This is a genomic window from Pandoraea sp. (genome assembly GCF_041919235.1).
In the GTDB taxonomy this organism is placed as follows: Bacteria; Pseudomonadota; Gammaproteobacteria; order Burkholderiales; family Burkholderiaceae; genus Pandoraea.
In genome coordinates, this window is sequence record NZ_JAYRUC010000011.1 from 1 (window position 1) to 24,260 (window position 24,260).

Annotated in this window: 24 protein-coding genes; all 24 read left to right on the top strand. The window is 62.1% G+C overall.

What is annotated here, in order from left to right; all coding sequences use genetic code 11:
• Positions 1–319 (top strand): hypothetical protein (locus ACE3UG_RS10540; protein WP_374623297.1); only part of this gene is annotated, 319 nt, incomplete at its 5' end.
• Between the two features lie 208 nt (positions 320–527).
• The gene (gene mnmG / locus ACE3UG_RS10545; RefSeq protein ID WP_374623300.1) at positions 528–2,501 is read left to right on the top strand and encodes a tRNA uridine-5-carboxymethylaminomethyl(34) synthesis enzyme MnmG; all 1,974 of its coding nucleotides are present in this window, start codon (positions 528–530) and stop codon (positions 2,499–2,501) included.
• A 12-nt stretch (positions 2,502–2,513) separates the two neighbouring features.
• Positions 2,514–3,194 (top strand): 16S rRNA (guanine(527)-N(7))-methyltransferase RsmG, encoded by a 681-nt coding sequence (rsmG, locus tag ACE3UG_RS10550; protein WP_374623302.1) that lies wholly within the window; start codon positions 2,514–2,516, stop codon positions 3,192–3,194.
• Positions 3,191–3,775, top strand: coding sequence for a lipocalin family protein (locus ACE3UG_RS10555; RefSeq protein WP_374623305.1), 585 nt, complete (start codon positions 3,191–3,193; stop codon positions 3,773–3,775). Before rsmG ends, ACE3UG_RS10555 begins: the two co-directional genes overlap by 4 nt.
• A gap of 215 nt (positions 3,776–3,990) precedes the next feature.
• On the top strand, positions 3,991–4,761 hold the full coding sequence (locus ACE3UG_RS10560) for a ParA family protein (RefSeq protein ID WP_374623308.1): 771 nt from the start codon (positions 3,991–3,993) through the stop codon (positions 4,759–4,761).
• 27 nt (positions 4,762–4,788) lie between these two features.
• Positions 4,789–5,688 carry a ParB/RepB/Spo0J family partition protein gene (locus tag ACE3UG_RS10565; RefSeq protein WP_374623311.1) on the top strand — a complete coding sequence of 300 codons (900 nt, stop codon included), beginning with the start codon at positions 4,789–4,791 and terminating at the stop codon, positions 5,686–5,688.
• 141 nt (positions 5,689–5,829) lie between these two features.
• Positions 5,830–6,915 carry an SLC13 family permease gene (locus ACE3UG_RS10570; protein WP_374623313.1) on the top strand — a complete coding sequence of 362 codons (1,086 nt, stop codon included), beginning with the start codon at positions 5,830–5,832 and terminating at the stop codon, positions 6,913–6,915.
• A 244-nt stretch (positions 6,916–7,159) separates the two neighbouring features.
• Complete coding sequence (locus tag ACE3UG_RS10575) at positions 7,160–7,663, top strand: ATP synthase subunit I (RefSeq protein ID WP_374623316.1); 504 nt, start codon at positions 7,160–7,162, stop codon at positions 7,661–7,663.
• Between the two features lie 68 nt (positions 7,664–7,731).
• Entirely contained in the window at positions 7,732–8,580 is an 849-nt protein-coding gene (gene atpB / locus ACE3UG_RS10580) for a F0F1 ATP synthase subunit A (RefSeq protein ID WP_374623319.1), read from the top strand.
• Between the two features lie 83 nt (positions 8,581–8,663).
• A complete protein-coding gene (gene atpE / locus ACE3UG_RS10585; protein ID WP_017233820.1) occupies positions 8,664–8,930 on the top strand; it encodes a F0F1 ATP synthase subunit C in 267 nt (88 codons plus the stop codon).
• A 125-nt stretch (positions 8,931–9,055) separates the two neighbouring features.
• Positions 9,056–9,526, top strand: a complete 471-nt coding sequence (locus ACE3UG_RS10590) for a F0F1 ATP synthase subunit B (protein ID WP_374623323.1) — start codon at positions 9,056–9,058, stop codon at positions 9,524–9,526.
• A gap of 2 nt (positions 9,527–9,528) precedes the next feature.
• Positions 9,529–10,059 (top strand): F0F1 ATP synthase subunit delta, encoded by a 531-nt coding sequence (locus ACE3UG_RS10595; RefSeq protein WP_374623326.1) that lies wholly within the window; start codon positions 9,529–9,531, stop codon positions 10,057–10,059.
• A gap of 50 nt (positions 10,060–10,109) precedes the next feature.
• A complete protein-coding gene (gene atpA, locus ACE3UG_RS10600) occupies positions 10,110–11,651 on the top strand; it encodes a F0F1 ATP synthase subunit alpha (protein ID WP_374623328.1) in 1,542 nt (513 codons plus the stop codon).
• 88 nt (positions 11,652–11,739) lie between these two features.
• Positions 11,740–12,627, top strand: coding sequence for a F0F1 ATP synthase subunit gamma (atpG, locus tag ACE3UG_RS10605; RefSeq protein ID WP_374623331.1), 888 nt, complete (start codon positions 11,740–11,742; stop codon positions 12,625–12,627).
• 60 nt (positions 12,628–12,687) lie between these two features.
• Positions 12,688–14,079 carry a F0F1 ATP synthase subunit beta gene (gene atpD, locus ACE3UG_RS10610; RefSeq protein ID WP_374623333.1) on the top strand — a complete coding sequence of 464 codons (1,392 nt, stop codon included), beginning with the start codon at positions 12,688–12,690 and terminating at the stop codon, positions 14,077–14,079.
• A 147-nt stretch (positions 14,080–14,226) separates the two neighbouring features.
• Positions 14,227–14,643 carry a F0F1 ATP synthase subunit epsilon gene (locus ACE3UG_RS10615; protein WP_374623336.1) on the top strand — a complete coding sequence of 139 codons (417 nt, stop codon included), beginning with the start codon at positions 14,227–14,229 and terminating at the stop codon, positions 14,641–14,643.
• Positions 14,644–15,023: 380 nt separating this feature from the next.
• Positions 15,024–16,742: an AMP-binding protein gene (locus ACE3UG_RS10620; protein WP_374623339.1), complete on the top strand. Its 1,719-nt coding sequence runs from the start codon at positions 15,024–15,026 to the stop codon at positions 16,740–16,742.
• Between the two features lie 159 nt (positions 16,743–16,901).
• Positions 16,902–18,113 (top strand): Bcr/CflA family multidrug efflux MFS transporter, encoded by a 1,212-nt coding sequence (locus ACE3UG_RS10625; protein WP_374623341.1) that lies wholly within the window; start codon positions 16,902–16,904, stop codon positions 18,111–18,113.
• Positions 18,114–18,709: 596 nt separating this feature from the next.
• Positions 18,710–19,027: a flagellar transcriptional regulator FlhD gene (flhD, locus tag ACE3UG_RS10630; protein ID WP_374623344.1), complete on the top strand. Its 318-nt coding sequence runs from the start codon at positions 18,710–18,712 to the stop codon at positions 19,025–19,027.
• Between the two features lie 65 nt (positions 19,028–19,092).
• Positions 19,093–19,677: a flagellar transcriptional regulator FlhC gene (flhC, locus tag ACE3UG_RS10635; RefSeq protein WP_374623347.1), complete on the top strand. Its 585-nt coding sequence runs from the start codon at positions 19,093–19,095 to the stop codon at positions 19,675–19,677.
• A 117-nt stretch (positions 19,678–19,794) separates the two neighbouring features.
• Positions 19,795–20,655 (top strand): flagellar motor stator protein MotA, encoded by an 861-nt coding sequence (gene motA / locus ACE3UG_RS10640; RefSeq protein WP_374623349.1) that lies wholly within the window; start codon positions 19,795–19,797, stop codon positions 20,653–20,655.
• Positions 20,656–20,667: 12 nt separating this feature from the next.
• A complete protein-coding gene (gene motB, locus ACE3UG_RS10645; RefSeq protein ID WP_374623352.1) occupies positions 20,668–21,672 on the top strand; it encodes a flagellar motor protein MotB in 1,005 nt (334 codons plus the stop codon).
• Between the two features lie 19 nt (positions 21,673–21,691).
• Complete coding sequence (locus ACE3UG_RS10650) at positions 21,692–22,075, top strand: response regulator (RefSeq protein ID WP_374623355.1); 384 nt, start codon at positions 21,692–21,694, stop codon at positions 22,073–22,075.
• Between the two features lie 102 nt (positions 22,076–22,177).
• On the top strand, positions 22,178–24,253 hold the full coding sequence (cheA, locus tag ACE3UG_RS10655) for a chemotaxis protein CheA (protein WP_374623702.1): 2,076 nt from the start codon (positions 22,178–22,180) through the stop codon (positions 24,251–24,253).
• Positions 24,254–24,260 lie beyond the last annotated feature (7 nt).

Consider the following 24,260-nt stretch of genomic DNA (forward strand, 5'->3'; position numbering starts at 1 on the left):
AGAGGCAGAGGCAGAGGCAGAGGCAGAGGCAGAGGCAGAGGCAGAGGCAGAGGCAGAGGCAGAGGCAGAGGCAGAGGCAGAGGCAGAGGCAGAGGCAGAGGCAGAGGCAGAGGCAGAGGCAGAGGCAGAGGCACAGGCACAGGCACAGGCACAGGCACAGGCACAGGCACAGGCGGGGCAGAGAGGCAGGAGCAGGAGCAGGAGCAGGAGCAGGAGCAGGAGCAGGAGCAGGAGCAGGAGCAGGAGCAGGAGCAGGAGCAGGAGCAGGAGCAGGAGCAGGAGCAGGAGCAGGAGCAGACGGCGGGGGGGCGGAAGGTGAAGCGCGCGTCCGTGGCGCGCTCCTCGCCACGGCGGCCTATTGAGATCGTCAAGAGACCGTCAATGTTTCACGTGAAACCGTCTCCAAAATCATCATTTCCCCCGGTTTCACGTGAAACCTGGGGTCGGTTACAAATGATGCATCGCAATACCGCTATAATTCCGCAATTACCGAATCCAGAGAGTTTGCCGAGTCCGGCAAAATTGCGATGCTTTATCCGACCGAGTTCGACGTGATCGTGGTAGGTGGCGGCCATGCCGGCACAGAGGCTGCGCTCGCCTCGGCCCGCATGGGCTGTAAGACGCTTCTGCTCACCCACAATATCGAGACGCTCGGTCAGATGAGCTGTAATCCCTCCATCGGTGGGATTGGCAAGGGCCATTTGGTGAAAGAGGTCGATGCTCTGGGCGGGGCCATGGCTGCCGCCACCGACGAGGGGGGCATTCAGTTTCGCATTCTGAATTCGTCCAAAGGACCTGCCGTGCGGGCCACCCGCGCGCAAGCTGACCGCGTCCTCTACAAGCAGGCCATTCGTCATCGGCTGGAGAATCAACCGAATCTCTGGCTCTTCCAGCAAGCCGTTGAAGACCTTATCGTCGAAGGGGAGCGTGTCGTTGGCGCCGTCACGCAAGTCGGGCTGCGCTTTCGCGCCCGTGCCGTGGTGCTGACGGCCGGGACCTTCCTCGACGGCAAGATCCACGTTGGGCTGAACAACTACGTGGGTGGTCGCGCCGGAGACCCGGCGGCGGTCACCCTGTCGTCACGCCTCAAAGAGTTGAAGCTGCCGCAAGGCCGGTTGAAGACGGGGACGCCACCTCGTATCGACGGTCGCTCGATCGATTTCTCGGTTCTCGAAGAACAGCCCGGCGATCTCGATCCGGTGCCCGTTTTCTCATTCCTCGGTCGCCCGGAGCAGCATCCGCGCCAAGTCCCATGCTGGGTCACACATACCAACGAGCGTACGCACGATATCATTCGCGCCGGGCTCGACCGTTCACCGATGTACACGGGCGTTATCGAAGGCGTCGGTCCGCGCTATTGCCCGTCCATCGAGGACAAGATTCATCGCTTTGCCGACAAGACATCGCATCAGATCTACCTTGAACCGGAAGGCCTCACGACAAACGAGTTCTACCCGAACGGCATCTCTACCAGCTTGCCTTTCGACGTTCAGCTCGAACTCGTGCGCTCGATGAAGGGCATGGAGAATGCGTATATCCTCCGGCCAGGCTACGCCATCGAGTACGACTACTTCGATCCTCGCGGGCTGCGCAGCTCGCTCGAAACGCGTGTCATCTCCGGACTCTTCTTCGCTGGCCAGATCAATGGGACGACCGGCTACGAAGAAGCCGCCGCCCAAGGGCTGCTCGCCGGCATCAACGCCGCACTGCAAGTACAAGGGCGCGACGCCTGGTGCCCTCGTCGCGACCAGGCCTACCTCGGCGTGTTGGTCGACGACCTGATCACGCGCGGCGTGTCCGAGCCATATCGCATGTTCACGAGTCGCGCAGAGTACCGCCTGTCGCTTCGCGAGGACAACGCCGATATGCGTTTGACGGAAATCGGCCGCGAACTCGGTGTTGTCGACGATGTTCGTTGGGAAGTGTTCTGTCGCAAGCGCGACGCTGTTTCACGTGAAACAGAGCGTCTCAAATCGACGTGGGTGAACCCCAAAACCTTCCCCGCCGACGATTCCGTACCGCTGCTCGGCAAGGTCATCGATCACGAGTATTCATTGGCCGATCTGCTGCGTCGCCCGGAAGTCGGTTACGACGCCTTAATGGCTGCGCAGGGCGGTCGTCTTGCCGCCGAGGGGGTGCTTTCGGACGATCCGCTCCAGGCCAGTCAAATACGCGAGCAGATCGAGATCGCCGTCAAATATCAGGGCTATATCGATCGCCAGGCCGACGAAATCGTGCGCAAGGAAGCCAACGAGAATACCGTGCTACCCGCCACCATCGACTACAACGATGTGCGGGGGCTGTCGATCGAAGTCCGTCAGAAGCTGAGCGCACAGCGGCCCGAAACGCTGGGGCAAGCGTCTCGCATCTCTGGTGTGACACCCGCCGCGATCTCGTTACTGATGATCCACCTCAAGAAGGGACTCGGACGTCGTCGCGCGTCGGAGGAAACGACTGCCGACGCTGCCACCGCCGATAGCGGCGACCAGCACGCTGCCTGACGCGGAGACCTCATGACTGCTCCGCAACACGCCGTCGCGAACGGCGGTAACGACCTGAGTGGGCTATTGGCTGACGGTATTCAGCGACTCGGTCTATCGATCCCCGAAGAACATCAGCGGCGCCTGCTCGATTACCAGGCGTTGCTGGCGAAATGGAATGCCTCGTTGCAGATGACGTCGATTCGAGACCCAAGACAGATGGTCGTCAAACATCTGCTCGATTCGCTCTCGATTCTGCCGCGTCTCGATCGTGAGCCGATTTCACGTGTGCTTGACGTAGGCTCAGGCGGCGGCTTGCCCGGCGTGGTGCTCGCGATGGTTCGCCCCGACTGGCAGGTGACGGTGAACGACATCGTTCAAAAGAAGACCGCGTTCCTCACGCAAGCCCGTGCGACATTCAAATTGACGAATCTGACGGTCGTGACGGGCCGGGTCGAGTCGCTCGTCGTTGGCAAGGATGTGCCCGCGCCGTTCGACGCCATCGTCTCGCGCGCCTTCGCCGAATTGACCGACTTCGTCACGCTCGCGCACAAATTGCTCGCCCCCAATGGCAGTTTCTGGGCCATGAAGGGCGTGGCAGCCGAGCATGAGTTGTCGCTTCCGGCAGACTTCGAATTGGTCGAGCGTCTGTCGCTGAACGTACCGTTTCTTGACGCCGAGCGTCATTTGCTCCGCGTGAAGGTGATTGCATGAACAAGATGACCCGTTGGGCGGGCGCTGTCATGGTCGGATTTTCGGTGGTTGCGGCTGTTGCGTGGGCGCAATCCGGCCAGGAATCGCTGACAACGCGCGTGCGCCCGGTGCAGAAGATCGACAAGGCGCGTTATGTCGGCACCTGGTACGAAATAGCACGCTACCCGAATTTCTTCGAGAGAAAATGTGTCTCGGACGTGACCGCAACGTATGTGGCGCGCCCGGACGGCAGAATCGACGTCACGAACAAGTGCCGCAAGGAAGACGGCACCTGGGTCAGCGACACCGGTCTGGCGCGCACGGATGGGCAGGGTACGGGGACCGCACGCTTCAAGGTGACGTTCGCGCCTGAATGGCTGCAATGGATTCCCTGGCTTTGGGCGAACTACTGGGTTATCGTGCTCGACGACGACTATCAGTTCGCCGCCGTCGGAGAGCCGGGTCGTGAGTATCTCTGGATCCTCTCGCGCACGCCGTCGCTCGATGAAAACTCACTGAATCAAATGCGTGCCCAGTTGCGCAAGCAAGGCTACGACACCGACAAACTGGTGTTGACGCCCCAAAAGGCCAGCGCGCCCTGAATCGGGTGTGCTGGCAGGCCTCGCAATGGCCAGCGGAGACAATAACCGAGCATTGCTCAGGTTATCGAATTATCGAGCGATATCGGTCAGCGCACGCCGTGCAACCCGGGCAAATCGTCCGTCGCTGACGGTACCGCGCGGCTAAGACCGGATTCACCTCGCAATCATCGTCATAACTCGCATCAACACGGCAGCATTCGGAGGACTACATCGGCATGGCGAAAATTTTCTGCGTGGCCAATCAGAAGGGGGGCGTCGGCAAGACGACCACCACGGTGAACCTCGCTGCCGGATTGGCGTCGCACGGGCAGCGTGTCTTGTTGGTGGACCTCGATCCGCAGGGCAATGCGACGATGGGCAGCGGCATCGACAAGGCCGCGCTCGAGACGAGTGTGTACGAAGTGCTGGTCGACGGCGTCGATGTAGCCACGAGCAGCCAGCGCTCGGAGTCCGGAAGTTACGATGTGTTGCCCGCCAACCGCGAACTGGCCGGTGCGGACGTGGAACTCGTCTCGCTCGAGAATCGCGATACGCGTCTGAAGCAGGCGCTCGCCAAAGTCGACGACGCTTACGATTTTGTCCTCATCGACTGCCCGCCGACGCTCTCGCTGCTCACGCTCAACGGACTGTGTGCGGCCCACGGCGTCATCATTCCGATGCAGTGCGAATATTTCGCCCTCGAAGGGCTGTCGGATCTCGTCAATACGATCAAGCAGGTGCACGCGAATCTGAACCGCGACCTGAAGGTGATCGGCCTGCTGCGCGTGATGTTCGATCCGCGCATCACGCTTCAGCAACAAGTCTCGGAGCAGCTCAAGGAGCACTTCGGCGACAAGGTATTCAACGCGATCATCCCGCGTAATGTGCGACTCGCCGAGGCGCCGAGCTACGGCATGCCGGGCGTCGTGTTCGATCCGGCATCGCGCGGCGCGAAGGCGTATCTGCAATTCGGTGCCGAGATGATCGCGCGTATTCAAACCATGTAAGGCGCATTCGCGCAGGAACGCATTGTCATGGCGACCAAGACCAACGCATTGAAAAAGAAGGGCCTGGGCCGCGGCCTCGAAGCGCTGCTCGGCGCACACGCCGATAATCACAACGGCGCAGCCGAGGCGGGCGCAGACGGCGCCCCGTCGGTGCTGGCGCTCGATCGCTTGCAGGCCGGCAAATATCAACCGCGTACGCGCATGGACGAGGGGGCATTGCAGGAGCTCGCGTCGAGCATTCGCGCACAGGGACTGATGCAGCCGATTCTGGTGCGTCGTGTCGATGATGAGAAGTACGAAATTATTGCGGGCGAGCGACGCTTTCGTGCCGCACGCATCGCCGGACTGGCCGAAGTGCCGGTGCTCGTGCGTGACGTGCCCGACGAAGCCGCCGCCGCGATGGCGCTCATCGAGAACATTCAGCGCGAAGATCTGAATCCGCTCGAAGAAGCGCAGGGCATTCAGCGCTTGCTCGGCGAATTCAATTACACGCACGAACAGGCGGCCGAGTCGCTCGGCCGCTCGCGCAGTGCGGTGTCGAACCTGTTGCGGCTGCTCAATCTCGCGCAGCCGGTGCAGACGATGCTGCTTGCGGGCGATCTCGACATGGGACACGCGCGGGCGCTGCTCTCCGTCGACGCCGCCACGCAGATCACACTGGCCAATCAGGTCGTGAACAAGCGCTTGTCGGTGCGCGATACGGAGCGCATCGTCAACGCCTCGCTCAAGCCGCAAGGCGACGGTATCCGTCGCCGCTCGGCGCAAGAGGGCGGGCGCGATGTGACGCGTCTCGAAGAAGAGTTGTCGGATCTGCTCGCGTCGAACGTGAAGATCAAGGTCGGCCGCAAAGGCGCCGGACAACTCACCATCGAATTCGGCAGTCTCGACGCGCTTGACGGTATTCTTGGACGTATTCGTGCCGAGTAATTTCGGTTTCCTGAGTATTCAGTCGTGAACGATTCTTCGGGAAAACCGGTCGCGCCGTCGCCTCCGTCGCCTCCGTCGCCTCCGTCGCGCGAAGCGGTCGCGACGCGTGTACTGCGCGCTTTGCGTGCCACGTATGAACGTGTGCGTGACGATCGTGTGCTGCTCATTTTGATCGTTGGGTTCGTTGCCCTGCAGATCGCGCGGCCTGCACGCGTTGGCGAGCTGTTCGCGCGGATCGATCAACACACGATCCTCACGCTCGCGGGGCTGTTGATGCTCACGCGCGCCATCGATCAGAGCCGTTTTCTCGACTGGCTCGCCCAGCGGCTGTTGCGCGCGTTTCGCACGGAGCGGCGGCTTGCGCTTCTGATGGTGGCGTTCGCCGCCGCACTCTCGACGCTGCTCACCAACGACGTCGCCCTGTTTGCCGTGGTACCGCTTGCGCAATCGCTCGCACGGATCGCGCCCGTGAGGATCGAGCGGCTGATCATCTTCCTCGCGCTCGCGGTGAATGCCGGCTCGAGCCTCACTCCGCTGGGAAATCCGCAAAACCTCTTCCTCTGGCAACACAGCGGCATGGGCTTCGGTGCCTATGTCGTCATGATGACGCCGCTCACGCTTGCGCTCATGGCCGTGTTGCTCGTGATGTGCGCGATCGCGTTCGATTCGCGGGCTCTGCATTTTGCGCGGCGCGGTCCAACGCACAGCGTGCGCTGGGCGTTGCTGTGGACCGCGCTGGCGCTGTTCGTGGCGTTCGTGATGATGGCGGACCATGGGTACGCCGGTTGGGCCTGTGCGGGCGTGGCAGCGGTGCTGCTGGTCGCGCGTCGCAACGCGGTGCTCGGCATCGACTGGCTGCTGCTCGCCATCTTCGTGCTGATGTTCGTGGTGCTGCGCGGGGTGGCCGAAATGCCCCAAGTGCGTGCAACGCTCGGACAGGTCGACTTCTCCGGCGCAGGCGTGGCCTACGTGGGGGCCGCGGTATTGTCACAATTCATCAGTAACGTTCCCGCTGCGATTCTGCTCGCGGAGTACAGCCACAACTGGCCAGCGCTCGCGCATGGCGTGGCGGTCGGAGGCTTTGGCCTCGCCGTCGGTTCGTTGGCGAACCTGATTGCATTGCGCATGGCGAAATCCAGCAAGATCTGGTGGCACTTTCACTGGGTCTCGATCCCGTTCTACGGAATCGCGCTATGCCTGGGGTTTATCGCCCTGAAATGGATGTGATTACGCATCGAATGCGGCCAAGGTGCAGAGATTGCGCAGCGTTTATCGGGAATGCCGCGCTGCACCATGATAAAAATCACACGCCCTGAGAGTTGGCGCCAAATCGAGGCATGCACTGCACAATTTCGGCGAATTTGTTGTGCGTTTCGATTGACTGGGGTTCGTAATCTCCCGTAAAATCTCGCGGGTTTATCTGCTTGAAGAGCCCATTCGTTTTGCACGAGTCGGGCGGGGAGGCTACGAGATGACCGACGAAAAACGGTCGATTTTGGAACCGAAACCGCAAGCGCCGGCACGTGCAACACCAGAGTTCTGGGACGAAGAGCAGGAGCAGGAAACTATCGTTCCGCTCACGCGTGCGCAGGCCGAGCGTCTGTTCGGTCCCGATGTGGGGCGCGCATCCCGTGTGACTCCATTCAGGGTGGTGGGAGCCCAGGTACTTCTGTCGCTGGTTGCGGCATTGGCCTGGTGGTCACTCTCGGCATCGCCACGAGACGCGGCGATGTCCGCATGGCTGGGTGGAATGATCGGATGGTTGCCGGGCGCATTGTTTGCGCTGCGGCTAAGGATGTCAGGTGATCGCCTCTCCGTCGGTTCGCTGATGATGGGAGAGGCGGTCAAGGTAGCAACGACGATTGCGTTGTTGGTGGCCGTAGCGTACGGCTATCCGGGGGTTCACTGGATAGCGTTGCTGGTCACCTTCGTGCTGACGCTCAAGGTCTATTGGCTTGCGCTGGCGCTGAAGTAGCGGAGAGAGTCCGCTCGCGCGTCGTCACGCACCGTGTGCGGATTTTCATAATTGGGTGTTTGATCGCTATGTCAGAAGAAGTCGGCCACGCTCCGAACCCGTCGGAGTACATTTCGCACCACCTGCAAAACCTCGCGAGTTCGACGCAGACCAAGATCGTCGACTTCACGATCATCAACTGGGACACCATGTTCTGGTCGATCGCGATGGGCGTTCTGGGCTGCTTCCTGCTTTGGTTGGCTGCCCGTAAAGCAACCTCGGGCGTGCCTGGCCGTTTCCAGGCTGCGGTTGAAATGCTCGTCGAGATGGTGGAAGACCAGTCGAAGAGCATCGTGCACGGCAATCGTGCCTTCATCGCGCCGCTCGCGCTGACCGTGTTCGTCTGGGTCGCGCTCATGAACTCGCTGGACCTGCTGCCTGTCGATCTGCCGTCGAAGATCATCGAGTGGGCGGGCCTGAGCTCTGTCATTACCCATCACCGCATTGTGCCGACGGCCGATCTGAACGGCACGCTCGGTATTTCCGTCGGCGTGCTCATTCTGATGCTGTATTACAGCTTCAAGATCAAGGGCGCAGGCGGCTTCATGCACGAGCTGTTCACCGCACCGTTCGGTAACCACTTCCTGCTGTGGATCCCGAACCTGTTGCTCAACCTCATCGAATTCTGCGCCAAGACCGTGTCGCTCGGTATGCGACTGTTCGGCAATATGTACGCCGGCGAACTGTTGTTCCTGCTGATCGCTCTGCTGGGCGGACTCTGGAGCTTTGGTGCAGATGCGTCGGTGCTGGGTTTCGTCGGTCACATCATTGCCGGCACCGCATGGGCGATTTTCCACATCCTGATCGTGTTGCTCCAGGCGTTCATCATGATGATGCTCACGCTGGTGTATATCGGCCAGGCGCACGACCATCACTGATCGGTCGTTGCGGTAGTCAAGGGTTTCCGGTTTTTCAGTTTTTCATATTTAAAGTTTCAAGTCTCTAACCAAAAGGAGTAATCATGCAAGCTTTCATCGCCAACATCCAGGGTCTGACCGCCATCGCTATCGGCATCATCATCGGTCTGGGTGCTATCGGCGCCTGCCTGGGTATCGCGCTGATGGGCGGTAAGTACATCGAAGCGTGCGCCCGTCAGCCCGAGCTGATGAACCCGCTGCAAACCAAGATGTTCCTGCTGGCCGGCCTGATCGACGCTGCATTCCTGATCGGCGTGGGTGTTGCCATGCTGTTCGCTTTCGCGAACCCGCTGCTGTCGAAGCTCGCTTAAGTTTCTTTCGGCCGGCCGCGCAATGATCCGCGCGGCCAACTGGACATGAACGGCGCGCCCAAGCCAGCTGGCACAATGGGGCGCGCTGTTTTGCCAATCGACTCGCATCACCGAAAGGAAACACCGTGAACATAAACGCAACTCTGTTCGCGCAAACCGTCGTGTTTCTGATCCTGGCATGGTTCACGATGAAGTTCGTGTGGCCGCCGCTGATCAAGGCTATCGACGAACGCGCGAAGAAAATCGCTGACGGTCTGGCTGCTGCCGATAAGGGCAAGGCTGAACTCGACGCCGCCAACAAGCGCTCCACGCAAGCCCTCGCGGAAGCTCGCGACGAAGGCGCGAAGCGTATTGCGGACGCCGAGAAGCGTGCCATGGCCGTGGCCGACGAGATCAAGGCTCAAGCGCAAGCCGAAGCCACCCGCATCATCGCCAACGCCAAAGCCGAAGCCGAGAATCAGGCCGTCAAGGTCCGTGAATCGCTGCGCGAGGAAGTTGCCGGTCTGGCCGTCAAGGGCGCCGAGCAAATCCTGAAGCGTGAAGTTGACGCCAAGGCCCACGCCGACCTGCTGAACCAACTCAAGGCAGAGCTCTGATCATGGCCGAACTCGCAACCATCGCTCGTCCGTACGCCGAGGCGTTGTTCCGCGTGGCCAAGACCGGCGACCTGAATCGCTGGTCGGTGTTGGTGCGCGAACTGGCGCAAGTCGCAGCGCTGCCCGAAGTGGCCAACCTGGCCGACGATCCGAAAGTCACGCCGGCGCAAGTCGTCGACGTGCTGACCGCGGCCGTGAAATCGACCGACGCCGAAGTGCGCAACTTCGTCGCCGCTGTGGTCGAGAACGGCCGTCTGGCCGCCATGCCGGAAATCGCCGAACAGTTCGAAGCGTTGAAGAACGCTGCCGCCGGTTCGGCGGATGCCACGATCGAAAGCGCCTTCCCGCTCGAAGGCGAGCAACTGACCTCGCTGGTCAAGGGCCTCGAGCACAAGTTCGGCTGCAAGCTCAACCCGAGCGTGACGGTAGACCCGTCGCTTATCGGTGGCGTGCGTGTGGTGGTTGGCGACGAGGTGCTGGACACTTCGGTGCGCGCCCGCCTGGCGGCTATGCGGACGTCGCTGACGGCCTGAGGCCGGCGCGATACGACTGCCACGGCAAGAATTGAATATCAGGAGCACATATGCAACTCAATCCCTCTGAAATCAGCGAACTGATCAAGAGCCGGATTCAAGGTCTCGAGAGCGGCGCCGAAGTCCGTAACGAAGGCACCGTGATCTCGGTGACTGACGGTATCTGCCGCATCCACGGTCTGTCGGACGTGATGCAGGGCGAAATGCTGGAATTCCCGGGCAACACGTTCGGTCTGGCACTGAACCTGGAGCGCGACTCCGTCGGCGCCGTGATTCTGGGTGAATACGAGCACATCTCGGAAGGCGACACCGTCAAGTGCACGGGCCGCATTCTGGAAGTGCCGGTCGGCCCGGAACTGAAGGGCCGCGTCGTCGACGCGCTGGGCGTGCCGATCGACGGCAAGGGTCCGATCAACGCCAAGCTGACCGACGCAATCGAAAAGATCGCCCCGGGCGTGATCTGGCGTAAGTCGGTGTCGCAACCGGTGCAGACCGGTATCAAGGCAATCGACGCCATGGTGCCGATCGGCCGCGGCCAGCGTGAGCTGATCATTGGTGACCGTCAGACGGGTAAGACCGCTGTGGCCATCGATGCGATCATCTCGCAGAAGGGCAAGGGCATGACCTGCGTGTATGTCGCGATCGGTCAGAAGGCCTCGTCGATCATGAACGTGGTGCGCAAGCTCGAAGAGCACGGCGCGATGGAATACACGATCGTGGTGGCGGCGACGGCGTCGGACTCGGCAGCCATGCAGTTCATCGCACCGTACGCCGGTTGCACGATGGGCGAGTACTTCCGCGATCGCGGCGAAGACGCGCTGATCATTTATGACGATTTGACCAAGCAAGCCTGGGCCTATCGCCAGATCTCGCTGCTGCTGCGCCGCCCGCCGGGCCGTGAAGCCTACCCGGGCGACGTGTTCTATCTCCACTCGCGTCTGCTCGAGCGTGCGGCTCGCGTCTCGGAAGAGTACGTCGAGAAGTTCACGCAGGGCGCAGTCAAGGGTCAGAGCGGTTCGTTGACGGCGTTGCCGATCATTGAAACGCAAGCGGGCGACGTGACCGCGTTCGTTCCGACGAACGTGATCTCGATTACCGACGGCCAGATCTTCCTGGAAACCGATCTGTTCAACGCAGGCATCCGTCCGGCAATCAACGCCGGTATCTCGGTGTCGCGCGTGGGCGGTGCAGCGCAGACCAAGGTCATCAAGAAGCTGTCGGGCGGTATTCGTACCGACCTCGCACAGTATCGTGAGCTGGCTGCGTTCGCGCAGTTCGCGTCGGACCTGGACGAAGCCACCCGCAAGCAACTCGAGCGCGGCCGCCGCGTGACCGAATTGCTCAAGCAGCCGCAATATCAGCCGCTGCAAGTCTGGGAGCTGGCCGTATCGCTGTTCGCCGCCAACAACGGCTATCTGGACGACCTCGAAATCGCTCAGGTGCTGCCGTTCGAAAAGGGTCTGCGCGAAGTTCTGAAGACCAGCCACGGTGCGCTCATCGGCCGTATCGAAGAGACCAAAGATCTCTCGAAGGACGACGAAGCCGCCCTGCACGCTGCGATCAAGGACTTCAAGAAGACCGGCGCTTACTAATCCGGTTGAATCGGTAACTATTCAACGGACCCGAGAAGGCGCGATGTTCAGGCAAGAGCGGATGTCGCGCCGAGACAAGGAGTAAGCAATGGCTGGAATGAAGGAAATTCGCGGCAAGATCAAGAGCGTGCAAAACACGCGAAAGATCACCAAGGCCATGGAAATGGTGGCTGCGTCGAAGATGCGCCGCGCGCAGGAACGCATGCGTCATGCCCGGCCGTACGCCGACAAGGTGCGCCAGATCGCCGCGCATATGGGCCAGGCGAATCCGGAATACCACCACCCGTTCATGGTGAAGCATGCCGACGCGAAAGCCGCCGGCTTCATCGTGGTGACGACCGACAAGGGCCTGTGCGGTGGCTTGAACACCAACGTGCTGCGTGCCGTGGTGACCAAGATGAAGGCCATCGAAGCGCAGGGCCTGAAGATCGAGGCCACCGCCATCGGCGGCAAGGGCTTCGGCTTCCTGAACCGTATCGGCGCGAAGGTGGTTTCGCATGTCGTGCAACTCGGCGACACCCCGCATCTGGACAAGCTGATCGGCGCCGTAAAGCTGCAGCTCGACGCGTACGCCGAAGGCAAGCTCGACGCCGTGTACCTCGCGTACAACCGTTTCGTCAACACGATGAAGCAGGAAGCGGTGGTCGAACAGTTGCTGCCGCTGCCCGAGAAGCTCGAGGGCGAGTCGGAAGACGCGAGCGCAGTGCCCGCATCGCATTCGTGGGACTACATCTACGAGCCGGATGCGAAGACGGTCGTCGATGCTCTGCTGGTGCGTTACGTCGAAGCGGTCGTGTATCAGGCAGTCGCAGAGAACATGGCGTCGGAACAGTCCGCCCGTATGGTGGCCATGAAGGCCGCATCGGACAACGCGAAGACCGTGATCGGTGAATTGCAGATGGTCTACAACAAGGGCCGTCAAGCAGCGATCACCAAGGAACTGTCCGAAATCGTGGGTGGCGCTGCCGCAGTGTAAGCGGTGGCACGGGCCGATGCGCCGCAAGGCGAAATGAATTGAGTATCTAAAGGAAAAGCGATGAGTACTGCTTTGATTGAAGGCAAAATCGTACAGTGCATCGGCGCCGTGATCGACGTGGAATTCCCGCGCGAGAGCATGCCGAAGATCTACGACGCGCTCACCATGGAAGGGTCGGAACTGACGCTCGAAGTCCAGCAGCAGCTGGGCGACGGCGTGGTTCGTACCATCTGTCTGGGTTCCTCCGAAGGCCTGCGCCGCGGCATGACGGTGAAGAACACCGGCCTGCCGATCACGGTGCCGGTCGGCAAGCCGACCCTGGGTCGCATCATGGACGTGCTGGGCCGTCCGATCGACGAAGCCGGTCCGATCGCACAGGATCACACCCGTTCGATCCACCAGAAGGCGCCGGCATTCGACGAACTGTCGCCGTCGACGGAACTGCTCGAAACCGGCATCAAGGTGATCGATCTGATCTGCCCGTTCGCCAAGGGCGGCAAGGTGGGTCTGTTCGGTGGCGCCGGTGTGGGCAAGACCGTGAACATGATGGAACTCATCAATAACATCGCCAAGGAACACGGCGGTTATTCGGTGTTTGCCGGCGTGGGCGAGCGTACCCGTGAAGGGAACGACTTCTACCACGAAATGAAGGACTCGAACGTTCTGGACAAGGTCGCGCTGGTGTACGGCCAGATGAACGAGCCGCCGGGCAACCGTCTGCGCGTGGCGCTGACCGGTCTGACGATGGCCGAGCACTTCCGTGACGAAGGTCGCGATGTGCTGTTCTTCGTGGACAACATCTACCGTTTCACGCTGGCCGGTACCGAAGTGTCGGCACTGCTCGGCCGTATGCCGTCGGCCGTGGGCTATCAGCCGACGTTGGCTGAAGAAATGGGTAAGCTGCAAGAGCGTATTACGTCGACCAAGACCGGCTCGATCACGTCGGTGCAAGCCGTGTACGTGCCTGCCGATGACTTGACCGACCCGTCGCCGGCTACCACCTTCGGTCACTTGGACGCCACCGTCGTTCTGTCGCGTGACATCGCCTCGCTGGGTATCTACCCGGCCGTCGATCCGCTCGACTCGACCTCGCGTCAGATTGACCCGAACGTGATTGGCGAAGAGCACTACTCGGTGACCCGTCGCGTGCAATCGACGCTGCAGCGTTACAAGGAACTGCGCGACATCATCGCGATTCTGGGTATGGACGAACTGTCGCCGGACGACAAGCTCGCCGTGGCCCGCGCGCGTAAGATCCAGCGTTTCCTGTCGCAGCCGTTCCACGTGGCCGAAGTGTTCACGGGTTCGCCGGGCAAGTACGTTCCGCTCAAGGAAACGATCCGCGGCTTCAAGATGATCGTCGACGGTGAGTGCGACCACCTGCCGGAGCAGGCGTTCTACATGGTTGGCACGATCGACGAAGCGTTCGAAAAAGCCAAGAAGATGCAGTAAACGGTTGAGTGCCGGGTGACGGCGGTGTCTCGCAAGAGACGCCACCGCTCCTCGGCAGGTGACTGTTGCGGGGCGGGGTAGCGAAGCGAGGTCGGCAACGTCCGAACTGGCGCGCCTGCCGCTTCATCACACTCAACGGGAGCGATTATGGCAACCATTCACGTAGACGTCGTCAGCGCGGAAGAGCAGATTTTCTCCGGTCGGGCGCGCTTTGTGGCGCTGCCGGGTGAAGCCGGCGAACTGGGCATTCTGCCCGGTCACACGCCGCTGATCACGCGCATCAAGCCGGGCGCGGTGCGTATCGAGGACGAAGCAGGCAACGAAGACTTCGTCTTCGTGGCCGGCGGCATTCTCGAAGTGCAACCGGGCACGGTCACCGTGCTCGCCGACACCGCAATTCGCGGCAAGGATCTGGACGAGGCGAAGGCTGCCGAAGCCAAGCGCCGTGCGGAAGAAGCACTGTCGAACAAGGATTCGAACATCGAGTACGCGACCGCCCAGGCCGAGCTGGCCGAAGCCATCGCGCAACTCGCTGCGATTCAGAAGTTCCGCAAGGTGAAGTAAATCTGCATCGCGGTTGCGCCGACTTCGCGGTCGACGCAGCACGCCATGCGCGCCGTAGCGCAAAGGTGGACGTCATCGCGACGCACATCGTCGCGCAATGGCAGGAAGCCCCGTGCATGAGCATGCATGGGGCTTTTGTTTTGTTGGCTGATGTCGACACCAGGCACGCTCGACACGCACGCCTACCCCCTCGACTCAGGGCCTTCCCCACTCGTTCTGTCACTCGAATTACGTTAACGTAAACGTCAACGATGCGTGACGCGCTATTGTTATGCAGGCAAGCCCCGATCGTTCGACGAAACGACAGGCGGGCCGATCACTGACACGCGCGATGCGCGACAGCATTTCGCCACTTCAGCATTGCTTCAGGAGACAAGCGCATGGAAAGCCGGGAAGGTGCGGGCGTTGTACCTCGTAATGGACTGTCGTATGTGAAGGGGGAAACCACCATACCGCTGTCGACGTTGACCGTGTTCGGTCTGCTGGCCGAGACGGCGGCCAAGTATCCGGAGCGGCAGGCCGTTGTGTTTCGCGAGCAGGGTGTGGATTGGACCTGGCGCGAATTCGTCGCGCACGTGGATACCTTTGCCGCCGGACTGATGTCGTTGGGATTGCAGAAGGGAGACCGCGTGGGCATCTGGTCGCCGAACCGTGTCGAATGGCTGGTGACGCAGTTCGCCACGGCGCGGGCCGGCCTGATTCTTGTGAACATCAATCCGGCGTACCGGCTGGCCGAACTCGAATACGCGATCAACAAGGTCGGGTGCAAGGCGCTTGTCGCGGCGGAGTCGTTCAAGACGTCGCGCTACCTCGACATGCTCAACGTGCTCGCGCCCGAGCTGGCGCAGTGCGCACCGGGGCAACTGACGTCGGCGAAATTGCCGTCGCTGCGTACGGTCATTCGCATGGGCGAGGGCATCACGCCCGGCATGATGAACTACAGCGACGTGGTCACGCTCGGTGCGGACGCGGATCTCGACACGCTGCACAGCATCTCCGATGGACTCGATTGCTTCGACCCCATCAATATCCAGTTCACGAGCGGCACGACGGGCAACCCGAAGGGCGCCACGCTCACCCATCACAACATCGTCAACAACGGGCGCTACATCGCCATGGCGATGCGCTTCTCAGAGCGCGACAGCCTGTGTATTCCCGTGCCGTTCTACCATTGTTTCGGAATGGTGCTGGCGGTTCTCGCCTGCGTGTCGACCGGCGCGAAGATGGTGTTCCCGGGGGAGGCCTTCGACCCGAAGGCGACCATGGCTGCCGTTTCGGAAGAGCGATGCACCGCGTTGCACGGTGTGCCGACCATGTTCATCGCGCAGCTCGATCATCCGGACTTTGGCAACTACCAGTTCGACTCGCTGCGTACCGGCATCATGGCGGGCTCGCCGTGTCCCATCGAGACGATGAAGCGCGTCATCAACGAAATGCATATGAGCGAAGTGACGATCGCCTACGGCATGACGGAGACGAGCCCGGTGTCGTTCCAGACGACGACGACCGATCCGCTGGAAAAGCGCGTGACGACGGTGGGGCGCGTGCAGCCGCACCTCGAAGTGAAACTCGTCGATGCTGCCGGCGAGATCGTACCCGTCGGCGAAAAGGGCGAGCTTTGCACGAAGGGCTACTCGGTGATGCAGGGCTATTGGGACGACGAGCCTCGCACCCGCGAAGCGATTCGCGACGGGTGGATGCACACGGGCGACCTCGCCACGCTGGACGAGGAGGGTTACTGCAATATCGTCGGCCGGGTGAAGGACATGCTCATTCGCGGCGGCGAGAACATCTACCCGCGCGAGATCGAGGAGTTCCTGTTCCGTCACCCGAAGATCCAGGCAGTGCAGGTGTTCGGCGTGCCGGATGCGAAGTACGGCGAGGAAGTCTGCGCCTGGGTCATTCTCAAGCCGGGTCAGAGCGCGACGGAAGACGACATTCGCGCATTCTGCAAGGATCAGATCGCGCACTACAAGATTCCGCGCTACATCCGTTTCGTGGATGAGATGCCGATGACCATCACCGGCAAGGTCCAGAAGTTTGTCATGCGCGAGCAGATGGTCGAGTCGCTGGGACTCTCGGAAGCGAAGACGGCGTGACAACGGCGTGAGAGCGGCGTGAGGGCGGCGTGAGAGTGGCGTGAGAGCGGCGTGAGAGCGGCGTGAGAGCGTGCGCGTGCGCGGCGCTCGACTGCTTACTTTTTGAGCGCGCCAGGGGACAATGCCGTATCATTCGGGGTTACCCGTAGGTTACGCGCCATGCCCCCCCACACATTTCGCACCGTCGTCGTCCTCGGCATTCTGTCGGCCATCGGCTCGCTGTCGATCGACATGTATCTGCCCGCGCTGCCGAGCATCGCACGGGAACTCAATACGACGGATGCGGCCGCGCAATTCTCACTCGCGTCGTTCTTCATCGGGCTCGGACTGGGGCAGTTGTTGCACGGACCGCTTGCCGATCGATACGGCCGCAAGCGTCCGCTGTATGCCGGTCTGGCGCTGTACACGCTCGCATCGGCGGGCTGCGCACTGGCGAGCAACATCGAGACGCTGATCGTCTGCCGCTTCGTTCAGGCGGTCGGCGGATGCGCATGCTTCGTCATCGCCCGTGCGATGGCGCGCGACTTGTTCGACACAAGCACCGTCGCGCGCGTTTTGTCGCGCATGACCCTCATCATGGGGGCGGCCCCGATCCTCGCGCCGCTCATCGGCGGGCAGGTACTCCTGTTTGTCGGTTGGCGCTGGATCTTCTGGGGCCTGACGACGTTTGGCGCGATCTGTTTTGCGATGTCGGTGTATTGGCTGCCGGAGACGCGCGAGGCCGCAAAACAGGCGCGCCACTGGCTCGCGACGGCGTGGCACAACTACGGCGCGCTGGTTCGCGACCGCGAGTTCATGGGGAACGCGCTCGCGGGCGGCGTCTCGCAGGCCGGAATGTTTGCCTACATCACCGGCTCGCCCTTCGTGTTCATCAATCTGTACGGTGTCGACCCGGCGCACTACGGCTGGCTTTTCGGGCTGAACGCCTGCGGGATCATCGCCGGCTCGCAGGTCAACGCACACCTGTTGCGCAAACGCCGTCCGGCCGATGTGCTGCGCCGCACCAACAATCTGGTCGCCGTGCTGGGACTGTTGATGCTGGCAGTGGCGGCGTTTCGGCTCGGCGGACTGATCGGATTGATGGTGCCACTTTTCGCCTATGTCACCAGCTTGGGCTTTTCGCAGCCGAACGCCGTGGCCGAGGCGCTGAACCGGCAGCACCAACGCGCGGGCGCCGCATCGGCGCTGCTCGGTGCGCTGCAATTCCTTGCCGCCGCGAGCGCCGGCGCTGCCGTCGGTCTGATGCATGCGCGCTCGGCCGTGCCGATGGCCGCCGTCATGGCCGTGTGCGGTGTGCTCTCGTGGTGCTTCCACACGATGCTGATTCGACGCCCGGGCCGGGCGTCACCTCCTGCCGCCGGGGCAGCCTGACGGGTTCGACGTCCCGTCGAGACGCGAGCCTGCGCGCACTCGCGCAAGCGAGCACCCGAGCACCCGAGCACCCGAGCACCCGGTGCCGTCGGAGTGTCGGAAATTTGCCACATAAAGACAGTGGCTGCGGGCAATGCATCGCCGTCGCCGAGCATTTTTCGGGAACCGATACGAGAGTTGTCATTCCAAACCAGAGATTTGGCGCGCGACTCTACATCTGTAACAGTTTGTAATTGAACTATTCCCTGCCCCGTGCGATGGGCAAAGTACGATCCAGCGACACCTTGCAAAGCCTCCCAATTTTTTGCAAGGAAGACTAAAGTTCGGCGGCCCGCCGCCGAAATACAGTCAACTAGTAGAGCGCAGCTTCGTGACACTTTCATGAAGTTGCCGTCGCTTCGTCACCGATCGTTCTTCCGGGCGCATCGAAGGGAGCGCTCGCACTCCTCGTGTAGGAAAACTTCCTACAAAAAACTTCCGCTTTTCTCGCCATCCCTCGTAGTTTTTATCCGATTTCTTTATCTTTCGCCCTTGCCCACAATGCGAGGGCATAAGCCGTAGTACCGCCAGATTCATCCATTGCGCCGGGGGGCCGCATGCGAAACAGCGAAACACTGAACGAGATTCGTGAATTGAATCTCTCCTACCTCGTCCTGGCGCAACGCCTCATTCGTGAGGATCGTGCCGCCGCCATGTTCCGCTTGGGGATCAGCGACCAACTTGCCGACGTGCTCGGCAGACTCACACTGGCTCAACTCGTCAAGTTCGCGGGGTCGAACCAGCTTCTGTGCCGATTTCGATTCGACGACCACGTGATGCTCTCGAGCCTCACGCATGGGACGAAAGACGTGGGTATGCAGCAGTCGCATGCTTCGATTCTGCTCGCGGGTCAGCCCGTCGAGCAGATCGGCTAAGCACGCCACGCACGCTGGGCCGCCCGACGGGCGGCGCTTCGCGTGACTTGCCAGGAAGCCTGCATATGCGTACCAAAAGCGTTGTTCTCGAGGCGCGCGAGATTCAGTTGGCCATCGAGCTGATTGAACTCGGCGCCCGTCTCCAGTTGCTCGAAGCGGAAACGAGCCTGAGCCGCGACCGGCTCATCAAACTCTACAAGGAACTCAAGGGGGCGTCGCCACCCAAGGGCATGCTGCCGTTCTCGACCGACTGGTTCGTGACGTGGCTGCCGAACATCCATTCCTCGCTCTTCCACAACATCTATCGACATCTCGTTCAGTACGGCGGATGCCAAGGCATCGAAGCCATCGTCAAGGCGTACCGTCTCTACCTGGAGCATGTGGAATTGCATGGCTGGGAAGCGGTGCTCGGGTTTACACGGGCGTGGACGCTCGTTCGCTTCTTCGACAGCAAGATGTTGCAGATGACGCCGTGCACGCGCTGCGGCGGACATTTCGTCACGCATGCCCACGAGCCGCATGGCCAGTACGTTTGCGGGCTTTGCCAGCCGCCGTCGCGGGCGGGAAAAACCCGTAAGGCGAAGCACGCGCATGCCGCCGATCTGGCGCCCTCCGAGCCGGACTCGGATATCTCCCCCCTGGCGGCCTAGCCAAGCCCACGTCGCGAGGTCGCACCCCCCTACAGTTTCCCTGCGTGTCTGCCGTTAAGCCCTCTGAACAGGAAGGACATTTTTCCGTAGACGTATTTTTGCGAGAGGTATCCGGCAGTGCTTGTCGTCATTGGTTACATCATCGTTCTGGCATCGGTCTTTGGCGGCTTCGTCATGGGCGGCGGTCACCTGGGCGCACTGTTTCAGCCGACCGAGCTGCTGATCATCGGTGGCGCGGGCGTCGGCTCGTTCGTGGTGGGCAACAACAGCAAGGCGATCAAGGCGACGATGAAGGCGCTGCCGATGCTGTTCAAGGGCTCGAAATACACCAAGGATCTGTACATGGAGCTGATGGCGCTCCTGTACGTGCTGCTCGCAAAAGCGCGCAAGGACGGCATGCTCGCCATCGAAGGCGACGTGGAAGACCCGGCAGCGAGTCCGGTGTTCTCGCAGTACCCGCGCATTCTCGGCGAGCCGCGCATCATGGAATTTCTCACCGACTATCTGCGCCTGATGGTGAGCGGCAACATGAACGCGTTCGAGATCGAGAACCTGATGGATCACGAAATCGAAACGTACCGCCATGAAGGCGAAGTCCCCGCCCATTGCCTGCAGAAGACGGGCGACGCCATGCCGGCTTTCGGCATCGTGGCGGCCGTGATGGGCGTGGTGCACACGATGGCTTCGGCCGACCAGCCGCCGGCCGTGCTGGGTGCGCTGATCGCGCAGGCACTCGTCGGCACGTTCCTTGGCATTTTGCTGGCGTACGGGTTCATCTCGCCGTTGGCGCAACTCATCGAACACCGCATCAACGAGTCGGTGAAGCTCTACGAGTGCATCAAGGTCACGCTGCTCGCCAGCCTGAACGGTTACGCGCCGGCACTCTCGGTCGAATTCGGCCGGAAGGTGTTGTATTCCACAGTACGTCCGTCGTTCGCCGAGCTCGAAGAGCACGTGCGGCAGGTCAAGGCACGTTGACGGACGGGTGCAATGAGCGAGAAAGACGAGCGGCCCATTGTCGTCAAGCGTCGTGCGCGCAGTGCGCACGGCCATCACGGCGGCGCATGGAAGATCGCCTACGCCGACTTCATGACGGCCATGATGGCGTTCTTCCTGCTGATGTGGCTGCTTAGTTCCGTGACCAGCAAGGAGCTGACCGGCATTGCCGAATACTTCCGCACGCCGCTCATGGTCGCGCTCACGGGGGGGCGCAATGCTGCGGAGAACAGCGGCGTCATTCCCGGCGGCGGCATCGACACCACGCGCACCGATGGGCAGCAGTCGCGGGGCGAACCGCCCAGGTCGCGCCAGACCATGTCGGCGGCACAGGCCGAGCGCGCCGAGGCGCAGCGCTTGCGCGAACTCAAGGCGCGCATCGAGAAGGCGATCGAGGCCAATCCGACGCTCAGGCAATACCGCAAGCAGTTGCTCATCGACGTGACCACCGAAGGCTTGCGCATCCAGATCGTCGACGACCAGAACCGGCCGATGTTCGCCAATGCCAGCGCACAAGTGCAGCCGTACATGCGCGACATTCTGCGCGAGATCGGCAAGTCGCTCAACGACGTGCCGAACCGGATCAGCCTGTCGGGCCATACCGATGCCACGGCCTACGCGCAGGGCGACAAGAGCTACAGCAACTGGGAGCTGTCCGCCGATCGCGCCAACGCCTCGCGTCGCGAACTGATTGCGGGCGGTCTCGACGGCGACAAGGTGCTGCGCGTCGTGGGCCTGGCCTCCACCGTGCCGCTCGATCGCGATAACGCCTACGACCCGATCAACCGTCGCATCAGCATCATCGTGCTCAACCGCCGCGCAGAGCAGTCGGTCAAGCAGGAGGCCGACCAGCCGACGATCGACGCGACCAACGCGCGCGGCGCCGGAATCGATGCGGTGAACGCGGTTATCAACGGCGAGCTGCCTGCGATGCCCGAAGTGCCTGCGCCACCCGGCCCTCCGGCGGCACCGGCGGCCCCCGGCAACGCGGTGCGATAACACTGACAAGAGGAGACGCATGCAGGCCCTTCGCAACACGATTCTCGCGGTCGACGACTCAGCGTCGATGCGTCAGATATTGGCGGCGACGCTCGACGAAGCCGGGTACGCCGTGACGACTGCCCGCGACGGGCAGGAGGCACTGGCGCTGGCGTCGACCAGGGCGTTCGATCTGGTGCTGACCGACCAGCACATGCCGGGCATGGACGGACTGTCGCTCATTCGCGCGCTGCGCGAGCTCGACGCGTTTGCGCTGACGCCCATTCTGGTGCTCACGACCGAAGTCGACGGGACGTACAAGGCGGCGGCTCGCGAGGCGGGCGCAAGCGGCTGGTTGATCAAGCCAGTCGATCCAGAGGAATTGGTCGACGTGGTGGGCTCGCTCGTCGGCGAAGGCGCATGACGATGGCGTCGATGTCACAACCCAGTTAGGACGAGGAAACCGGTGGATATCACCCAGTTCTACCAGACCTTTTTCGATGAAGCGGAAGAGTTGCTCGCGGAGATGGAGCACCTGCTGCTCGCGCTCGATATCAATGCACCCGATAACGAGCAACTCAACGCGATCTTCCGTGCGGCGCACTCGATCAAGGGTGGCGCCGCAACGTTCGGCTTCACCGCGCTCACCGAGACCACTCACCTGTTGGAGAACCTGCTCGACCGCGCCCGTCGCGGCGAATTGCAGTTGCGCACCGAGATGGTCGATACCTTCCTGGAAACCAAAGACGTGTTGCATCAACAATTGAATGCCTACCGCGCCTCCAGTGAGCCCGATGCCGAGGCGATGAAGCGCATTTGCGCAGTGCTCCAGCAGCTTGCCGCAGAAGAAGGCGGCGCCCCGGCACCTGCCACGCCTGCCGCACCTGCCACCGCAGCACCTGCGCCCGTGTCCGCCACGCCGGCCGCGCCTGCTACCGATGCGAGCGGTGCCCCCGCGCGCGCCATTCCACCGGGTCAGACGCGCCTGAAGGTCACGCTCACCGGCGTGGGCGAGAAGGACCAGGCGTTGCTCGCGGAAGAGTTGGGCAACCTCGGCGATGTGGCCGGCCGTGAGTCCAGCGGCGACACGCTGCACCTGTGGCTCGATACCACCTGCGGCGCCGACGACATCCTCGCCGTCTGCTGCTTCGTGATCGAGCCGTCGCAGATCGACGTGCAGGACGCTGCGTCTGCGGCGGCTGCTGCACCGGCATCGGTGGAATCGCCGGTCGCGGTGCCGGCGCCGGTCCAGACGTCCGAGATCTTTGCGCAGGCGCCGTCGGCACCCATCGAGGTGCCTGCCGAGCCGATCGTCGTGCCGCCAGTGCCGCAAGCAGGCGCCTCCGGCGGGGGCAATGGCGCGCATCCGCCGTCTGAGAAGCGTGCGGCGGCGCCGGCCGGTGGCGCTGCCGGTCACGAGAACAGTTCAATTCGCGTGGGGGTGGAGAAGGTCGACCAGCTCATCAACCTCGTGGGCGAGCTGGTGATCACGCAGGCGATGCTCGCGCAAACGGCGAGCAGCCTCGACCCGATGCTTCACGACCGCCTGTTCAACGGCATGGGCCAGCTCGAGCGCAACGCGCGCGATTTGCAGGAGGCCGTGATGTCCATCCGCATGATGCCGATGGACTATGTGTTCTCGCGCTTCCCGCGTCTGGTGCGCGATCTTGCGGGCAAGCTGGGCAAGCAGATCGAACTCGTCACCTTCGGGCAGGCGACCGAACTCGACAAGAGCCTGATCGAGCGCATCATCGATCCGCTCACGCACCTCGTGCGCAACAGTCTCGACCATGGCATCGAAACGACGGAGCTGCGGGTGGCGTCGGGCAAGGACCCGGTCGGCCAGCTCGTGCTGTCCGCTGCGCATCAGGGCGGCAACATCGTCATCGAAGTGAGCGACGACGGTGCGGGTCTGCGTCGCGAAAAAATCCTCGCCAAGGCACAGCAGCAGGGTCTGCCGGTCTCGGACTCGATGTCCGACGAGGACGTCTGGCAATTGATCTTCATGCCGGGCTTCTCCACGGCGGAGGCGGTCACCGACGTGTCGGGCCGCGGCGTGGGCATGGACGTCGTCAAACGAAACATCCAGCAGATGGGCGGGCATGTGGAGATTCTCTCCACGCGCGGCAAGGGCACCACGATTCGCATCGTACTGCCGCTCACGCTCGCGATTCTCGACGGCATGTCCGTCAAGGTCGGGCCCGAGATCTTCATTCTGCCGCTGAACTTCGTGATGGAGTCGCTGCAACCGCGTCGCGACGACATTCGTGCCGTGACCGGCGAAGGTCAGGTGGTGCTGGTGCGCGGCGAGTATCTGCCGCTCGTCGAGCTGTACCGCGCATTCGATGTGCCGGATGCGCGCCTCGATCCCACGCAGGGGATCATCGTGATCCTTCAGGCCGAAGGCCGCCGCTTTGCACTGCTCGTCGACGAGCTGGTCGGGCAGCAGCAAGTCGTGGTGAAGAATCTCGAAACCAATTACCGCCGTATTCACGGTATTTCCGCCGCCACCATCATGGGTGACGGCAGTGTGGCATTGATCGTCGACGTGGCGGCGCTTCAGCGCGGCCAGCGCTCGGCAGCCGCCACCATCTTCAACTGAAGTCGGA

Bases quoted from the DNA above. Each gene is read 5' to 3' on its own strand.
- motB (WP_374623352.1), top strand. From the start codon at position 20,668: ATGAGCGAGAAAGACGAGCGGCCCATTGTCGTCAAGCGTCGTGCGCGC.
- mnmG (WP_374623300.1), top strand. From the start codon at position 528: ATGCTTTATCCGACCGAGTTCGACGTGATCGTGGTAGGTGGCGGCCAT.
- ACE3UG_RS10595 (WP_374623326.1), top strand. From the start codon at position 9,529: ATGGCCGAACTCGCAACCATCGCTCGTCCGTACGCCGAGGCGTTGTTC.
- ACE3UG_RS10575 (WP_374623316.1), top strand. From the start codon at position 7,160: ATGACCGACGAAAAACGGTCGATTTTGGAACCGAAACCGCAAGCGCCG.
- atpA (WP_374623328.1), top strand. From the start codon at position 10,110: ATGCAACTCAATCCCTCTGAAATCAGCGAACTGATCAAGAGCCGGATT.
- ACE3UG_RS10625 (WP_374623341.1), top strand. From the start codon at position 16,902: ATGCCCCCCCACACATTTCGCACCGTCGTCGTCCTCGGCATTCTGTCG.
- ACE3UG_RS10560 (WP_374623308.1), top strand. From the start codon at position 3,991: ATGGCGAAAATTTTCTGCGTGGCCAATCAGAAGGGGGGCGTCGGCAAG.
- atpE (WP_017233820.1), top strand. From the start codon at position 8,664: ATGCAAGCTTTCATCGCCAACATCCAGGGTCTGACCGCCATCGCTATC.
- atpD (WP_374623333.1), top strand. From the start codon at position 12,688: ATGAGTACTGCTTTGATTGAAGGCAAAATCGTACAGTGCATCGGCGCC.
- atpG (WP_374623331.1), top strand. From the start codon at position 11,740: ATGGCTGGAATGAAGGAAATTCGCGGCAAGATCAAGAGCGTGCAAAAC.
- ACE3UG_RS10615 (WP_374623336.1), top strand. From the start codon at position 14,227: ATGGCAACCATTCACGTAGACGTCGTCAGCGCGGAAGAGCAGATTTTC.
- ACE3UG_RS10555 (WP_374623305.1), top strand. From the start codon at position 3,191: ATGAACAAGATGACCCGTTGGGCGGGCGCTGTCATGGTCGGATTTTCG.
- atpB (WP_374623319.1), top strand. From the start codon at position 7,732: ATGTCAGAAGAAGTCGGCCACGCTCCGAACCCGTCGGAGTACATTTCG.
- ACE3UG_RS10565 (WP_374623311.1), top strand. From the start codon at position 4,789: ATGGCGACCAAGACCAACGCATTGAAAAAGAAGGGCCTGGGCCGCGGC.
- rsmG (WP_374623302.1), top strand. From the start codon at position 2,514: ATGACTGCTCCGCAACACGCCGTCGCGAACGGCGGTAACGACCTGAGT.
- ACE3UG_RS10650 (WP_374623355.1), top strand. From the start codon at position 21,692: ATGCAGGCCCTTCGCAACACGATTCTCGCGGTCGACGACTCAGCGTCG.
- flhC (WP_374623347.1), top strand. From the start codon at position 19,093: ATGCGTACCAAAAGCGTTGTTCTCGAGGCGCGCGAGATTCAGTTGGCC.
- ACE3UG_RS10620 (WP_374623339.1), top strand. From the start codon at position 15,024: ATGGAAAGCCGGGAAGGTGCGGGCGTTGTACCTCGTAATGGACTGTCG.
- cheA (WP_374623702.1), top strand. From the start codon at position 22,178: ATGGAGCACCTGCTGCTCGCGCTCGATATCAATGCACCCGATAACGAG.
- flhD (WP_374623344.1), top strand. From the start codon at position 18,710: ATGCGAAACAGCGAAACACTGAACGAGATTCGTGAATTGAATCTCTCC.